The 15,888-nt window shown below is 70.3% G+C and carries 14 protein-coding genes; 10 read left to right on the top strand and 4 right to left on the bottom strand.

Translation table 11 applies throughout. From position 1 onward, the window contains the following. The first annotated feature begins 181 nt into the window (after nucleotides 1-181). The 10 genes from E4N62_RS39165 to rfbB all read left to right on the top strand — a co-directional run bounded on the left by E4N62_RS39165 (nucleotide 182) and on the right by rfbB (nucleotide 12,284). On the top strand, nucleotides 182-967 hold the full coding sequence (locus tag E4N62_RS39165) for an alpha/beta fold hydrolase (protein ID WP_308186123.1): 786 nt from the start codon (nucleotides 182-184) through the stop codon (nucleotides 965-967). Between the two features lie 20 nt (nucleotides 968-987). Beyond that, nucleotides 988-1,311 (top strand): hypothetical protein, encoded by a 324-nt coding sequence (locus E4N62_RS39160; protein WP_230222335.1) that lies wholly within the window; start codon nucleotides 988-990, stop codon nucleotides 1,309-1,311. A 116-nt stretch (nucleotides 1,312-1,427) separates the two neighbouring features. Then, nucleotides 1,428-2,096 (top strand): O-methyltransferase, encoded by a 669-nt coding sequence (locus E4N62_RS39155; protein ID WP_230222333.1) that lies wholly within the window; start codon nucleotides 1,428-1,430, stop codon nucleotides 2,094-2,096. Between the two features lie 489 nt (nucleotides 2,097-2,585). Then, nucleotides 2,586-3,839, top strand: coding sequence for a glycosyltransferase (locus E4N62_RS39150; RefSeq protein ID WP_230222331.1), 1,254 nt, complete (start codon nucleotides 2,586-2,588; stop codon nucleotides 3,837-3,839). Between the two features lie 527 nt (nucleotides 3,840-4,366). Then, on the top strand, nucleotides 4,367-5,869 hold the full coding sequence (locus E4N62_RS39145; protein WP_230222329.1) for an NDP-hexose 2,3-dehydratase family protein: 1,503 nt from the start codon (nucleotides 4,367-4,369) through the stop codon (nucleotides 5,867-5,869). Continuing rightward, on the top strand, nucleotides 5,869-6,918 hold the full coding sequence (locus tag E4N62_RS39140) for a Gfo/Idh/MocA family protein (protein WP_230222327.1): 1,050 nt from the start codon (nucleotides 5,869-5,871) through the stop codon (nucleotides 6,916-6,918). The genes E4N62_RS39145 and E4N62_RS39140 overlap by 1 nt, the downstream gene beginning before the upstream one ends. Further along, the gene (locus tag E4N62_RS39135) at nucleotides 6,918-7,661 is read left to right on the top strand and encodes an NAD(P)-dependent oxidoreductase (protein WP_230222325.1); all 744 of its coding nucleotides are present in this window, start codon (nucleotides 6,918-6,920) and stop codon (nucleotides 7,659-7,661) included. Before E4N62_RS39140 ends, E4N62_RS39135 begins: the two co-directional genes overlap by 1 nt. A 406-nt stretch (nucleotides 7,662-8,067) precedes the next feature. Then, nucleotides 8,068-10,020, top strand: a complete 1,953-nt coding sequence (locus E4N62_RS39130) for a carbamoyltransferase C-terminal domain-containing protein (protein WP_230222323.1) — start codon at nucleotides 8,068-8,070, stop codon at nucleotides 10,018-10,020. Between the two features lie 378 nt (nucleotides 10,021-10,398). Continuing rightward, nucleotides 10,399-11,307 (top strand): glucose-1-phosphate thymidylyltransferase RfbA, encoded by a 909-nt coding sequence (gene rfbA / locus E4N62_RS39125; protein ID WP_230222321.1) that lies wholly within the window; start codon nucleotides 10,399-10,401, stop codon nucleotides 11,305-11,307. Next, nucleotides 11,304-12,284, top strand: a complete 981-nt coding sequence (gene rfbB, locus E4N62_RS39120) for a dTDP-glucose 4,6-dehydratase (RefSeq protein WP_230222319.1) — start codon at nucleotides 11,304-11,306, stop codon at nucleotides 12,282-12,284. The genes rfbA and rfbB overlap by 4 nt, the downstream gene beginning before the upstream one ends. Before the next feature lie 173 nt (nucleotides 12,285-12,457). Here the strand turns inward: rfbB and E4N62_RS39115 are convergent, their stop codons facing one another. From E4N62_RS39115 to E4N62_RS39100, 4 genes are read right to left on the bottom strand one after another with little or no spacing between them, the layout of a single operon-like run. Then, nucleotides 12,458-13,636 (bottom strand): HAD family hydrolase, encoded by a 1,179-nt coding sequence (locus E4N62_RS39115; protein WP_230222317.1) that lies wholly within the window; start codon nucleotides 13,634-13,636, stop codon nucleotides 12,458-12,460. After that, the gene (locus tag E4N62_RS39110) at nucleotides 13,633-14,748 is read right to left on the bottom strand and encodes an acyl-CoA dehydrogenase family protein (RefSeq protein ID WP_230222315.1); all 1,116 of its coding nucleotides are present in this window, start codon (nucleotides 14,746-14,748) and stop codon (nucleotides 13,633-13,635) included. Before E4N62_RS39110 ends, E4N62_RS39115 begins: the two co-directional genes overlap by 4 nt. Then, nucleotides 14,741-15,019, bottom strand: coding sequence for an acyl carrier protein (locus E4N62_RS39105; RefSeq protein ID WP_180303649.1), 279 nt, complete (start codon nucleotides 15,017-15,019; stop codon nucleotides 14,741-14,743). The genes E4N62_RS39110 and E4N62_RS39105 overlap by 8 nt, the downstream gene beginning before the upstream one ends. Next, nucleotides 15,016-15,888 (bottom strand): 3-hydroxyacyl-CoA dehydrogenase family protein, encoded by an 873-nt coding sequence (locus E4N62_RS39100; protein WP_230222313.1) that lies wholly within the window; start codon nucleotides 15,886-15,888, stop codon nucleotides 15,016-15,018. The genes E4N62_RS39105 and E4N62_RS39100 overlap by 4 nt, the downstream gene beginning before the upstream one ends.

Below are 15,888 nucleotides of genomic sequence, written 5' to 3'. Positions count from 1 at the left end.
GAAGATCTCATGCAGCACTTTCTACCGGCTGCTCCCCGCGCCGAGGCAGCGGATCTGGGGTGGCTGGAAGGATCTCTGGGGGTCGTAGGGGGTGGCTAGGGGTGGCCGCCACCGATTCGGGCTGCCTAACCTCCGTTACGTTGCCGGCAGGCACATGACCTACCAGGGCGAAGGACGGACGATGGATCGAAGCGCCGAGGAACCGGACCTGTGGCTCCGGTGCTTCGTGGCCGCCCCCCGGGCCCGGGCACGACTCGTCTGTTTCCCGCACGCCGGCGGATCGGCGAGTGCCTACCACGCCATGGCGAACGCTCTGCCGCCCACGGCGGAGGTGCTGGCCGTGCAGTACCCGGGCCGTCAGGACCGGCGGGCCGAGAAGTGCGTCGACAACGTTCCGGAGCTGGTCGACCGGCTGGTGTCGGTCCTGACCGCATCGGCCGACGACCGGCCGCTGGCGCTGTTCGGGCACAGCATGGGCGCCACCCTCGCCTACGAGGTGGCACGCCGACTGGAGCGGGAGGGCGGGGCGAACAGCCCGGTCACCGTGTTCCTCTCCGGGCGCCGGGCGCCGCGCTTCGAGCGCAGTGAGTACATCCACCAGCGCGACGACCGGGGAATTCTGCGGGAGTTGGAGCTGCTGGGCGGATCCGGCGCCATGGCACTGGCCGACCCGGAGATCCTCCAGATGGTCATGCCCGCCATACGCGGCGACTATCGCGCGGCGGAGACCTATGTACATGTGCCCGGGCCGCCACTGCGCTGCCCGGTGGTGGCGCTGACGGGGGACGCCGACCCGCGTGCGGCCGTGGCGGAGGTCGAGGCGTGGCGCGAGTACACGGAGGGGCCGTTCACCACGCAGGTGTTCAAGGGCGGTCACTTCTTTCTCAACGATCATCCGGACGCGGTGCACAGCACGGTCCGCGATCGCCTGAGCTCGCTCCCGGTCTTCGGCGCGGGCACTCATTAGGCAGACTCGGAGGAAGCTCGATGCCCCCAGCCGCCATCAGAGAACTGCTCGGTACCGTGGACCGGCTGGCGCACTGCGTCGGCTCACTGCGGTCCTCCGGATTCGGCGAGCCTCCCGCGCTCACCAGACTGGCCGACGATGTGGAACGGCTGCGCCTCCATGTCCGCGCGCTCGTCGGTGAACCGGCCGACACCATGTCGGCCCGCCCATCGACCGGAGATCCAGCCATCATCGCGGTGTCCGACATTCCCTACGACGCCAGGCTGTGGCACGGCGCGGACGACGAGGGCGTGGGCGGCCACGGCCCCCAGATTTCCCCCACCCCCGGGCACGCCGGGCGCTGACCGCGCGGAACGACGCCGAGGCGGGCCGTACCCGAGCACGCACGGCTCGCCGTCCGGCGCTCCCCCGCCGCCCGGCGTGCCGCTCACACCGACTCCCACCGGGACGGAGATCCCCCATGGCTGAGCAGATCGGCATGACGCCACGGCTTCTCGAGTACGTCAGGCAGACCTCGCTGCGCGAGGACGACCTCCTGCTGGAACTGCGCGAAGCGACCGCCGAGCTGCCCGGCGGCGTCGCCCTTCAAGTACCCGCGGAGGAAGGGCAGTTCCTCGCGCTGTTGGTCCGGCTCACCCGGGCGGCCGCGGTCCTGGAGATCGGCACCTTCACCGGCTACAGCACCCTGTGCATGGCCCGCGCCCTGCCGGCCGACGGACGACTGGTGACATGCGACATCACCGACCGCTGGCCGTCGATCGGCGCGGAGTTCTGGAAGCGGGCCGGGGTGGACGGCCTGATCGACCTCCGGGTGGGCGACGCGGCAAAGACCCTGGAGAAGCTGCTCGCCGACGAGGGCCAGGGCGTCTTCGACCTGGTGTTCATCGACGCGGACAAGGCCAACTACCTTCGCTACTACGAGCTGTCCCTGGAACTGCTCGCACCCGGCGGCCTCGTCGTCGTGGACAACACGCTCTTCTTCGGCCGGGTCACCGATCCGCAGTTCACGGACGCCGACACCGCGGGTATCCGTGAACTCAACGCCCGCCTGCACGCGGACGAGCGGGTGGACCTGAGCATGCTCACCATGGCCGACGGCATCACGCTCGCCCGGCGCAAAGACGCCTGACGGCGCCGGGCCCCGGTCGAGGGCGAATTCGAGGGATCGTTGCAACACTGCTGGTCAGCTGGCTGGGTCCAGTAGCTCAGTGAGGCGCTCGGCTGGGGTTTCCCAGCCGAGCGTCGTGCGTTGGCGGTCTGCCGGATGGATGCCTTCTCACACAGCCGGTCGGCGATGTGAAGACGCAATGGCCCGGGGTGCGGGAGTACGGCAGCCTGCTGGATTCCACTGACGGGCACGACCACACGGAACGAGTGGGGCGAGACGAGCGAGCACTTCGCGGCGAACACCAGATGCCTGGAGTGTCGTGGTTGCCGGGTCCGCTGTCCGGCGATATTCGGACGCTATCCGTCCCGCCTAGGCTCGGCCTGGCCGGGACCGCTCGATGGCGAGCGGCCTGTCAGCCCATCGACGGGCGAGGACCACTGGCAGCAGCGGTACCTGACGCTGACCCCGGTCTGACGCCCGTCCGGCGGAGTGACGGACTCGAGGAGAACGATGCGGATCGTCCTGCTGACCATTGGTTCGCGCGGTGACGTGCAGCCGTTCGTGGTGCTCGGCGTCGAGCTGAAGGCTCGTGGGCACGAGGTGGTACTGGCAGCCGGGGCGGAGTTCAGGAGCATGGCCGACCGGGCCGGTCTCGGCTTCCGGGCTCTCCAAGCGCTGCCCGCCGGCTTCGCCGAGTCGGTGCTGCGCGACCCGAAGGTGCGGGCCGCCCTGCGGCGTGGGCCGTCGATGTACCGGATGGCCATGGCGGCGCCACGGATGACCGGTGCCCAGCAGCAGGCCCTCATCGACGAGATGGTGGCCGCCGGCGAGGGCGCGGACATGGTCGTCAACACCACGCTGACCCGGATCGGCGCGCTGGCCCGGCCCGACGTGCCGTGGTGTTCGGTCGCGTCCTGGCCGGTGACCGAGACCGCCGCGTGGCCCGCGCTGGGCGCGCCGGAGCTGTCGCTGGGCGGCGGTTACAACCGGTTCACCCACCGGGCCATGGGCGCGCTGGAGTGGCTGGTGTACCGGCCCAGCGTGAACCGCGGCCGGACCGCCGCCGGGCTGCCGCGACTCGGGCTCCGCTCACCCTTCCGTGACGACGGGGTCACCCGGCCGCTGCTGTACCAGTTCAGCCCGCACGTGGTCGCGCCGCCCACGGACTGGCCGGAGCACTGTCACATCACCGGGTACTGGTCGGACAACGCGCGTTGGGACAATCCGGCGGAGGTCACCGAGTTCGTCGAACGCGGCGGTCCGCCGCTGGTGGCCACCTTCGGCAGCTCCTGGGCGGTGGACGGTCCCGGCCTCCTCGCGGCGAGCGTGGCGGCTGCGGCGGCGACCGGACACCGGCTGGTGGTCGTCGGCGGCCCGGACGACCCGCTGCCCGCCGGCGTCGAGGCGATCCGGACCGAGAGCGCCGATTTCGTCTGGCTGCTGCCCCGCGCCGCCGCCGTACTGCACCACGGCGGCCAGGGCACCACCGCGGCCGTGGTGTCCGCCGGCGTGCCACAGGTCGTCGTACCTTGCTTTGCGGACCAGCCGGTGTGGGCGAGCCGAATGGCCACGCTGGGCGTCGCACCGCCGCCGGTGCCGTTCTCCCGGTTGACCGGCGACCGGCTGACCGCCGCCGTGCGAACCGCCATTGGCGATCCGGCGATCGCCACTCGGGCGGCGGCGCTGGCGGCGGCGGTGCGCGCTGATCGAGGCGTGGCCGCCGCCGCGGACGTCATCGAGAAGCACGCCGTCACCTGGCGCTGACGGCTGCCGGTGGCAGCCCTTCCCCAGCCGGGAACCGGAGGAACCTTGACCGCTCTCCTGGCTTTGGCAGGGAGATCCGACCCTCGCGAGTCGCACCTTCTGCCGCACGGCCCGTTGTCGACCCGCTTTCACAGCGGTGACCGGAATGCCGGCACCGGCCATCGGTCTTGCACGAGCGCCACAGCCTTCGTACCCGCCGGCCCGGTGCTAGGGGGTGTTTCGAAAGTCCCGCACAGCACCCACGGCGCCCGGCACGCACTCTCGCCGCACCGGCCGAAACCCCAAGTACGTCCAGTACGAGGGCTTTCGTCCGGCACGCCGAGAGCACGCACCGGACACCGCGGGCACCGCACAGGACTTTCGAAACACCCCCTAGGCCGGTCCGCAGCGTCGTTTCGCCCCGGAGCGGCTGACCGAAGGCACACGACGCCCGTTCGTCCTCCGGGTGAACCCCGTTTCCTGTGCTGCTCCGCAGAAGTCCGTTCTCTTCCCGGCCTGAAGGTCGGGGTATCCACGAAGGAGTCCGAATGACCGCATCCCCGGTCACGCCCGGTGGTCTGCTTCGGACCCACGACCCGTCGGCGGCGCTGCGTGTCGTCCGATCAGCACTGTCCACCCAGGGCACCGTGACGGCCACACCGGACTTCCGGTCCTGGTTCGCCGAACGGCTGGCCGTGGCCAGGACCACCACGGTCACCGGTATCGACTTCGCCGACCTGGTCGGCTGGCGTTTCGCTGACGACACCGGCAACCTGGTGCACGACAGCGGAAAGTTCTTCGCCGTCGAGGGCGTGTCGGTGGCCGCCGCTCACGGCCCGGTGGCGAGCTGGTCGCAGCCGATCATCAATCAGCCGGAGACCGGCGTGCTGGGCATCCTGGTCAAGGAGTTCGACGGGGTGCTGCACTGCCTGATGCAGGCCAAGATGGAGCCGGGCAACTGCAACGTGGTGCAACTGTCCCCGACCGTGCAGGCCACGCAGAGCAACTACACCGCGGTACACCGCGGCCGCCCGGTGCCCTATGTGGACATGTTCCTGTCCGCGCCACCGCAGGCGGTGCTCGCCGACGTGCTGCAGTCCGAGCAAGGCTCGTGGTTCTACCGCAAACGCAACCGCAACATCGTCGTGGAGACCACCGGGGACGTCGAGGTGCTGCCCGGCTTCTGCTGGCTGTCACTGGGTCAGGTGCACGCGCTGCTCACCGAGGACCACCTGGTCAACATGAACACGCGCACGGTGCTGTCCTGCCTGTCCTTCTCCGGACCGAACCTCGTGGGCGAGCTGGACTGTGGCGCGTCCGGGTTCCGGGCGGCCCTCCTGCGGTCGATCGGAACGGAGTGGGGCGCGCTGCACACCGACGGCGAGATCCTGAGCTGGATCACCGACCTGCGGTCCCGCCGCGAGGTCGAGGCCACCCCGATCCCGCTGCGCGAGGTGCGCGGCTGGCGCCGGAAGCCCGACCGGATCACTCATGACACGGGCGTCTTCTTCGACGTCCGCGCGGTCGCGGTGGACGGCGGGGGCCGCGAGATCGACAGCTGGACGCAGCCGGTCCTCGCCCCGCACGGGCTCGGCGTCGTGGCGTTCCTGGTCGCCCGGTTCTCCGGGGTGTTGCACATACTGGTCGGCGTCCAGGCGGAGCCGGGGCTCGTGGACTTCGTCGAGCTGGCACCGACGGTGCAGTGCACGCCGGAAAGCTATGAGCACCTGCCGCCCGAGGCCAGGCCGCCCTTCCTGGACGACGTGCTGGCCGCGCCGGCCGACCGGATCCGGTTCGACACCGAGCTCTCCGAGGAGGGCGGCCGGTTCTTCCACGCCCGTACCCGGCACGTGATCGTCGAGGTCGACCCGGTGGTGGCGCACGGTGCCGGACCGGCCCGGCACCGGTGGATGACCATGGCCCAGATCGTCGGGTTGCTACGGCACAGCCACTACGTGAACGTGCAGGCCCGCAGTCTGGTGGCGTGCCTGCACAGCCTCGTCGCTCACCTCGATGGCGCCAGTGCGGTCGCGCCGGGTGGGGGCGCCTGATGGTCCGGCCTCTCGCGGAACCCGCCCCCGGGGCGGACTTCGACCCGACGGCGACGGTGCGGATCGGTGTGCTGGGGGCGGCGTCCATCGCCTGGCGGCGCATGCTCCCCGCTCTGACCGGTACGGCCGGGGTGTCGGTCGCGGCCATCGCGAGCCGGGACCGGTCGAGGGCCGAGGCGTTCACCGAGCGGTTCGGCGGCGAGCCGATCGAAGGGTACGCGGCGCTGTTGGAGCGCGCCGACATCGACGCCGTGTACGTCCCACTGCCGAACTCCCTCCATCACGAGTGGGCTGCGGCCGCGCTCGCGGCCGGAAAGCACGTCCTGGCGGAGAAACCGCTGACGACGTGCGCCGCCGACACCGCTGACCTGGTGCGGCTGGCCGAAGTGAACAACCTCGTGCTGCGGGAGAACTTCACGTTCCTGCACCACCCGGTGCACGCCGTCGTGCGGAACCTGGTGACCGCCGGTCGCATCGGCGAGCCTCGGAACTTCACCAGCTCGTTCTGCTTCCCGCCGCTTCCCGCCGCCGACGTGCGTTACCGGCCCGAACTGGGCGGCGGGGCGTTGCTGGACGCCGGTGTCTACCCGATCCGGGCGGCACAACTGTTGTTCGGCAATGAGATCGAGGTCGTCGGCGCGGTGCTGCACGTGGATCCGGTCACCGGAGTCGACGTGTCCGGCAGCGCGCTGCTCACGACCGGCGACGTGGTCGTGACCGCCGAGTTCGGCTTCCGGCACGGCTACGGTTCCCGCTACCGGCTGTGGGGCTCGTCCGCCCAGCTGCTGCTGGAGCGCGCGTTCACCCCACCCGCGACCCACCAGCCGGTGCTGCGCATCGATGAACAGGACCATGCCGAGGAGATCGTGACGCCGGCCGCCGACCAGTTCGCCCGATCGGCTGCCGCTTTCACCGCCGAGGTCCGAGCCCGCCGGGCCGGCGTGCCGAACTCGGCAGCGACGTCCAACGCCGACACCCTGTGCACCGCCGGACTTCTTGACGCCATCAGGGCATCCGCTCGCGTCGTCACCGTGTCAGGAGGACACTGATGCTCGTCATCGGCCGGGGCTTCATCGCAAGCCACCTCAGCACGCTCGCCGACCGGCACCCGCACGCCGTGGTGGTGGCCGCCGGTGTGTCCAGCGTACGGGTGACCGATCCGGCGGAGTTCGCCCGGGAGCGGGCACTCATGGTCGATGTGACGCGGCGCTGCCGGCGAGAGAACCTGACCGTGGTGGTGCTGTCGACCGCGTCGCACGCGATGTACGGCTCGACCGACCACATCGTGGAGGAACGGGAACCCGTCTCGCCGAGTTCGCCCTACGGGTGGCACAAACTCGGGCTGGAGCGGCAGGTGGCGGCCTCGGGCGCGAACTGGCTCGTGCTGCGGCTGGCGCACGTCGTCGGCGCACGACAGCGGCCGCACCAACTGCTGCCCGCGTTCGTCGAACAGGTGCGTTCGGGAACCGTCCGACTGTACCGGGACACCTACCGGGATCTGGTCGACGTGCGCGATGTCGTGTCCCTTGTGGACGGTCTGCTGGCGGCCGGCGTGCACGGCGAGGTGGTGCACGTCGCCTCTGGCACACCGGTTCCGGTGACCGCGATCGCCGCCGGGGTGCGGGATCGGATGGGCCTGCCGGCCCGGTTCGAGGTCGTCGACGCCCCGCCGGTGCGCACGACGGTCTCCACCGCCCGGTTGCGGGCCCTGCTGCCGACCGCCGTCCTGCCGGGCGGCGCCGGCCACCTCGATCGGCTACTCGACCGGTACGTGGGCGACTACGCCGGCTGAGCTCGCGCCGGGTATGGCGCGCCGAACTGCTTGTCGAACTCGGTGAGGCCGAGCTCCGCAGCCACGTGAGCGGGGCCGTGCGGATCGCCTTCATGGCCACCCTGCCGGCCACGGACGCCACCGGGAGCCCTGAACCTGCGGTATCGGCTTGCGCTGCCGCGCAACGGAATGTCGTCCTGACCGGGCGCGTCCGGTCCAGCCGTCGGCGATATTCATCCGCTATCCGTCCCGCCTAGGCTGCTGCAGAACCCCCCAGGGCCCGCAGCCACTCAGTGTCGTGGTCCGGCAGGGGCCGCAGCCTGACCGCAGGCGATTGGCAAGTCAACGACGAGTTGGGGTGGTCACGATGTTGGTGCTCGGGTTGAGCGGAAACTTCTCCGCGCGGGACTCGGATCTGGTGCCCCTCATGCCGGACCAGTTGTTCCACGACTCGGCTGCGTGTCTGGTGCGGGACGGCGAGGTGATCGCCGCCGTCGAGGAGGAACGGTTCAACCGGATCAAGAAGACCACCAAGTTCCCGGTCAACGCGATCCGCGCGTGCCTGGATGTGGCGGGGGTGACGGTCGACCAGCTCGACGGCGTGGCGTACTACTTCCGTGAGGACTTCGTCGACACCACGCTCAACTTCTTCTACACCATCCACCCGAAGGTGCCCACGGTGTACTGCCGCCAGCTGATCAAGCAGTGGTTCGCCGAGGAGTTCGACTGGGATCTCGGCGACGACAAGCTCGTCTTCACCCCGCACCACGACGCGCACGCGATAGCGGCGGTGGCCCGGTCCGGGATGCCGGAGTCGCTGGTACTGGTCCTGGACGGCCGCGGCGAGGAGAACTCTGGCACCGTCTACCGGGCGGGCGAGGGGCGGCTTGAGAAGCTGGCCGACTACCCGGTCTTCAAGTCACTGGGCATGCTCTACCTCAACGCCACCCAGCTGCTCGGCTACGGCTTCGGCGACGAGTACAAGGTGATGGGCCTGGCACCCTACGGCGACCCGGCGACCTTCCGCGACGCGGTCAGCTCGCTGTACCTGTTGGGCGACAACGGCGATTACAACCTGATGCCGAACATGTCGGTGCCCGACCTGGTCGGCCCGTCGATGCTCGCGAGGGGCATCACGCCGCGCCGCAAGGGCGAGCCGTTCACCCAGCAGCACAAGGACTTCGCCGCCGCGACCCAGGAGGCGCTGGAGAAGATCGTGATGCACGTGCTGACGCACTGGGCCGAGTCGACCGGCTTGTCCCGGCTGTGTTTCGGCGGCGGCGTGGCCCACAACTCCACCCTGAACGGCAACATCCTGCGCTCCGGACTGTTCCGCGAGGTGTTCGTGCACCCGGCGTCGCACGACGCCGGCGCGAGCGAGGGCGCCGCTTTCCTCGCGGCCGACCAGCTGGGCGGTGCGGCCCGGCCGGTCCGCCGGTCCCGCACCGCGAGCTCAGGCCCCGCGCTGGGTACCGAGGTGGAGGTCCGCGACCGCCTGTGCGCGTGGGGTGTGGTGCTCGGCTTCGAGCAACACGAGGACATCGTGCCGGTCGCGGCCGGACTGCTGGCCGACGGCGCGGTCCTGGGCTGGGCGCAAGGACGTTCGGAGTTCGGCCCGCGGGCGCTGGGCAACCGGAGCATCATCGCGGACGCCCGGCCGGCGGAGAACCAGACCAGGATCAACGCGATGGTGAAGCAGCGGGAGAGCTACCGGCCGTTCGCGCCCGTGGTCACCGCCGACGCCGCCGCCGACTACTTCGACCTGCCCGCCACCGAGGCGAACTACGACTTCATGTCCTACGTGGTTCCCGTCCGCGAGGAGCGCCGGACGGAACTGGGCGCGGTCACCCACATCGACGGCACCGCGCGCGTGCAGGTCGTCGACCCGGTCGCGAACGAACGGTTCCACCGGCTCGTCGCGGCCTTCGGCGAGCGCACCGGGACACCGGTGCTGCTCAACACGTCCTTCAACAACAACGCAGAGCCGATCGTGCAGACCATCGACGACGTGGTGGCGTGCTTCCTCACCACCGATCTGGACTACCTGGTGGTCGAGGACTTCCTGGTGCGTCGGCGTTCGGCGGACCCGTCGGCCGACCTGGACGCACTCGTTCCCCGGTTGCGGCCGGTGACCAGGCTGGCGCGCCGGCTCGGCACCGGGGCCACCGCAGCGGGTCCCGCCTGGCACGAGATCTCCCTGGACTACTACGGGGCTCCGGTGACCAGGGTGTCGGAGGAGCTGTTCACGCTGCTCAGCGTCGTGGACGGCGCGCGCACCGTCGGCGAGCTGGCGAAGGAGGCCGGCGTCGTCCCCGACGAGGTACGTGCCGAGCTGTACGAACTCTGGCAGCAGCGGTACCTGACGCTGACCCCGGCCTGACGCCCGTCCGGCGGAGTGACGGACCCGGGGAGAACGATGCGGATCGTCCTGCGGCGTGGGCCGTCGATCTGAGCAGACGCACGCACCGAGACACGTGCCGCCGTGGCACAGCTGTCCCACTCCATGAGTCTTCGACAACCACATGATCACCGGCGCCGTGCCTGTTCTGCTTCCGCAAGAACATCCGTGCTTTGGACGGGACATGACGTCACGTCATGTACGGGACCGGCGAACCGGACCGGTCCCGAACATGCAACGACCCTGCTGGAAGGCCCCCGCTCTGGTCGTCGGGCCCGCTCCCCCAAGACGCGCATGGGAACGGCTCAGGACGGGCCCCCGACGATGCCCGAACACCGATCACGAGGGAGCGAGGAGCGCATGAAGGGGATCATTCTGGCGGGCGGCAACGGCACCCGCCTGCAGCCCCTCACGTTCGCGGGTTCCAAACAACTCGCGCCGGTCTACGACAAGCCGATGATCTACTACCCGCTCTCCATGCTCATGCTGGCGGGCATCCGGGACATCCTCATCATCACGCGTCCTGCCGACCTCCCCGCCTTCCAGGTGCTTCTGGGCGACGGCCGGCAGCTGGGGCTGTCCCTCGACTACGCCACGCAGGACGAGCCGCGCGGCATCGCCGACGCCTTCCTGGTGGGGGAGAACCACATCCGCGGCGAGCAGTGCGCGCTGGTCCTCGGCGACAATCTCTTCCACGGCGCCAACCTGCCCGCCATGCTGCGGCGTACCGCGCTCAAGATGGGTGGCTGTGTGCTGTTCGGCCACGAGGTGGCCGACCCGGAGCGGTTCGGAGTCGCCGAGATCGACGCGCAGGGCGAACTCGTCTCCATCGAGGAGAAGCCCCTCAATCCGCGCTCGAAGCTCGCCATCCCGGGGTTGTACTTCTTCGACGCCCAGGTCACGGACATCGCCAGAGGCCTGGAGCCGTCCCCACGGGGCGAACTGGAGATCACCGACCTGCTGCGCGTCTACCTGAAGATGGGCACCGCCGAACTGGTGTGGCTCAGCAGGGGCGTCACGTGGCTGGACACCGGCACTCATGAATCCCTGCTCGAAGCGGGCACTTTCGTGAGGGACACGCAGCGCAGGCAGGGCACCCGCCTGGCCTGCATCGAGGAGATCGCCATGCACATGGGATACATCGACCCGGACGACTGCCAAGCGCTGGGCGCGAGCATGGGCAATTCCCCCTACGGCGAGTACGTCATGGAGCGGGCGCGCCTGTGCAAGGCGGGCGTGCTGCCTCCGCTTCCTTCGGAGGGGCTGTGAATCTGCTGGTCACCGGCGCCGCCGGTTTCATCGGCTCCGCTTATGTACGGATGCTGCTCGCGGGCGACACCGCACAGCGCAGCGGGGTGTCCCAGGTCACGGTGCTGGACAGCCTGACCTACGCCGGGAGCCTGGACAATCTCGATCTCGGCGATCCCCGGCTGACGTTCGTCCGGGGCGACATCTGCGACGCCCCCCTCGTAGACAAGCTGATGCAACAGGCCGACCAGGTGGTGCACTTCGCCGCCGAGTCCCATGTGGACCGCTCGATCGCCTCCGCCGGCGCTTTCGTGCGCACCAACGTCACGGGCACCCAGACCCTGCTGGACGCCGCGCTGCGACACGGCGTCGACCGCTTCGTGCACGTGTCCACGGACGAGGTCTACGGCTCGGTGGAGAGCGGCTCCCGCACCGAGCGGGACCCCCTCGACCCCAACTCCCCCTACGCCGCCTCCAAGGCGGCCTCGGACCTTCTGGCCCTGTCGTACCACCGCACCCACGGCCTCGACGTGCGGGTCACCCGGTGCAGCAACAACTACGGGCCGCGGCAGTTCCCCGAGAAGATCATCCCGCTGTTCCTCACGACTCTGCTCGACGGTGGTGACGTCCCGCTGTACGGCGACGGGCTCAACCGGCGCGACTGGCTGCACGTCGAGGACCACTGCGCGGCCATCGAGCTGGTCCGCGCCGGCGGTGTCGCGGGCCGTGTCTACAACATCAGCGGCGGTATCGAGCTGAGCAACCGGGAACTGACCGCGCGGCTGCTCGCGGCAGTGGGCGCGACCTGGGCGCGCGTACGGCAGGTACCGGACCGCAAGGGCCACGACAGGCGCTATGCGATCGACTGCACCAGGTTGCGGACCGAGTTGGGCTACCGACCGCGGCGCGACTTCGAGTCCGGGCTGGCCGAGACCGTCGCCTGGTATCGCGACAACCGGGACTGGTGGGAGCCCCTCAGGCGCCGACAGCCCGCCTGAGAGCGCGTGGCCGGCGCGCACCGGCGCCGGCCCCCCCCCGTGGGCCGGGGACGGAGGGGTCATGGCCGGTGCGCTCTCGGCGTACCGGCCACACCCATGTCGCACGAGTTCGGCGGGCTCCCGGACGAGGTGGTCCGGGAGCCCGCCGTGAGCTGTCTTCGGCCGGGAGGCCCTCACGCCGGGGCCACGACCGAGGTGTCCGCGGCGGGTCGCGCCGTCAGGTCGGGGGCGATCAGCCGGACGGTCGTGGAGGGGGGCCGGGGTGCGGCGACGAGGTGCAGCCGTTCGACTTCCGTCGTCTCCTGCTGTTCCGCTCCCTCCGCCGCCTGTGCCGGTCTCTCCGCCGCCCGTGCCGGCGCAGTCCGCACGGCGTCACGGCAGGCGCAGGGTTCCTCGTCGAAGCCCGCGAACCGGTAGGCGACCTCCATCATGCGGTTGCGGTCCGTCCGCCGGAAGTCGGCCACGAGATGGACGCCGGCCGCGGCGGCCTGGTCCACGAGCCAGTTCAGGATGACCGATCCGGCACCGAAGGACACCACGCGGCAGGAGGTGGCGAGCAGCTTCAGATGCCATACCGCCGGGTGCTTCTCGACCAGCGTGACGCCGACCGCCCCGTGCGGTCCGAACCGGTCGGTGAGGGTGGTGACCAGGACCTCATGGCCGGGGTCCGCAGACAGCTCGCGCAGCGTCCGGTCGGAGTAGTGCACTCCGGTGGCGTTCATCTGGCTGGTGCGCAGGGTGAGTTCCTCGACCCGGGTGATCTCCTCCTCGGTGGCCCGTCCGATGCGCATGACCAGGTCGAGGGAGCGGAGGAACTCCTCGTCGGGGCCCTCGTAGGCGGACCGTTCGGTCTCCCTGCGGAAGCCGGCCTGGTACATCTCACGCCGGCGCCGGGAGTCCACCGTGCTCACGGCGGGGCTGAACTCGGGCAGGCCGGTGAGGGCGGACGCCTCCTCGGCCGGGTAGCAGCGGACGTCGGGGAGGTGGTAGGCGACCTCGGCCCGTTCGGCTGGCTGGTCGTCGATGAAGGCGATGGTCCGGTGGGCGAAGTTCAGTCCGTCGGCGATCCGCCGGACCGCTTCGGACTTGGGTCCCCAGCCGATCTCGGGCAGCACGAAGTACTCGGCGACGCCCAGCTCTTCGAGACGGGCCCAGGCCAGGTCGTGGTCGTTGCGGCTGCAGACGGACTGCAGGACGCCCCGCGAGTCGAGTTCGACGATCGCCGCCCGTATCGCGTCGGGCAGCCGTACCTCCGCGTCCTCCAGCAGAGTGCCCTGCCAGAGGGTGTTGTCCAGGTCCCAGATCAGGCACTTCACGAGGGCCGGCGCGTCGGCGCCGGTCTTGTCGCTCATGTCGGCTCCACACTTGTCAACGCGTGCTGGGCGAGCAGGAGTTCGCACATCTCGTTGCTGCCCTCGATGATCTCCATGAGTTTGGCGTCCCGGTAGGCGCGGGCCACCGGATGGCCGTCCTGGGCTCCCGCCGACGCCATGACCTGTACGGCGCAGGCGGCCCCGCGGGCGGCGTGGCCGGCACTGACGTGCTTGGCGAGGATGGTGGCGACGACCATGTCGGGGGACCCGCTGTCCCAGCGGTGACTGGCGTGTTCGCAGGCGCGGGAGGCGACCTGTTCCGCGACGAAGAGGTCGGCGAGGTGCTTGGCGACGAGCTGGTGGCGGGCCAGCGGCTGCCCGAACTGTTCGCGGGACGCGGCGTGCCGGGTCGTCGCGGCCAGGCACGCGCGCAGGATTCCGACGCATCCCCAGGCGACCGACATCCGCCCGTAGGCCAGGGCGGTGGTCACGAGCAGCGGCAGGGACAGGCCCTCGCCGCCCAGCACGCTGTCGGCGGGGAGGCGTACGGAGTCGAGGCGGACCTCGGCGTGTCCGGCGGCGCGGCAGCCCAGGGGGTCGGCCACCCGCCGTACGTCGACGCCCGGGGCCCGGGCGGGCACGACCACGGCGGCGGCGCCGTCGCCCATCCGTCCGAAGACGATGAGCAGGTCGGCGTAGTGGGCGGCCGTCATCCACACCTTGTGGCCGTCGACCACGACGGTGTCGCCGTCGACGGTGATCCGGGTGTCGATGCCCGACAGATCGCTGCCGGCCTGGCTCTCGCTGAAGCCGACGGCGGCCAGTTCGCCCGAGGTGAGGCGGGGCAGCAGCGCGCGGCGCTGCGCCTCGTCACCGAGCCGTTCGACGGTCCAGGCGGCCATGCCCTGGGAGGTCATGACGCTGCGCAGGGAGCTGCACAGGCTGCCGACATGGGCGGTGAACTCGCCGCCGGTGCGGCTGTCCCAGCCGAGGCCGCCGTACTCGGTGGGCACACCGGTGCACAACTGCCCGGCGGCGCCGAGCTTTCTCAGCAGCTCGGCGGGGAGCAGACCCGAGCGGTCCCAGTCACCGGCCCGGTCACCGACGAGGCCGGTGACCGAGGCCGTCGCCTCGGCGAGGGGCTCACTCACCGCCGTCCCCGGCTGCCGCGCGCAGACGGCGGACCAGTGCCGCCATTCCCGTGACGGTACGGAAGTTGTCCAGCCGCAGGTCGGCGCCTCGGATCGCGATGCCGTAGGACTTCTCCAGGTGGACGACGAGTTCCATGGCGAACAGGGACGAGAGCCCGCCGGCCGCGAAGAGGTCGGTGTCCTCCTCCCAGACGGTCTTGGTGCGGACGTGCAGGAAGTCGAGGAGTTCCTTCTCCACGGTGCCCTCGGATGGCATGGTCATGACTTTCATCCCTCGTATTCGTAGAAACCACGGCCGGACTTCCGGCCGATGTCGCCCGCCCGCACCTTCTCCAGCAGCAGGTCGCACGGACGGCAGCCGCTGTCACCGGTGCGCTCGTACAGCACGTTCAGCGAGTCGACGAGGTTGTCGATGCCGATGAGGTCCGCGGTGCGCAGCGGACCCGTGGCGTGCCCCAGGCAGCCCTGCATCAGGGCGTCGACGTCCTCGGCGGTCGCGGTCCCCTCCTGCACCACCCGGGCCGCGTCGTTGATCATCGGGTGCAGGACCCGGCTGGTCACGAAGCCGGGGGCGTCCCGGACCACGACGGGCTGACGGCGCAGGGTGGTGAGCAGGGCCCGTACGGAGTCCATGGCGGCCTCGCCGGTGCGGGCGCCGCGGATGACCTCGACCGTGCGGATCAGATAGGACGGGTTCATGAAATGCGTGCCGACGAGTTCCGCCGGACGCACGGCGGCCGAGGCCAGTTCGTCAATGGGAATGGACGATGTGTTGGACACCAGGACAGTACCAGGGGAAACGACCGCGGAAACCTCCGCGATCACTTTCTCCTTGATTTCCGCTATTTCCGTGACGGCCTCGATGACAGCGGTCGATCCGGCCGCGTCGGACACGGAATCACTGATGACGAGTTCCCCGGGGGGAAGGTCGTCCGGTAGTGCGCCCATCAGCCGCGCGAGCCGCAGTTCGTGGGCGATGCGGGCCTCCGCCTCCGCACGTTTGGCCTGGTCGACGTCGACGAGCGTCACCGCCACACCGTGTCCGACCGCCAGCGTGGTGATGCCGACACCCATGACGCCTGCGCCCAGGACAGTGAGGTGAGGCGCCTTTTCGGCACCACCAGCATTGTTTTCCGACAT

This window comes from Streptomyces sp. MNU76, assembly GCF_020982545.1.
Taxonomy (GTDB): domain Bacteria; phylum Actinomycetota; class Actinomycetes; order Streptomycetales; family Streptomycetaceae; genus Streptomyces.
This window is presented reverse-complemented; position numbering and strand designations above follow the sequence as displayed.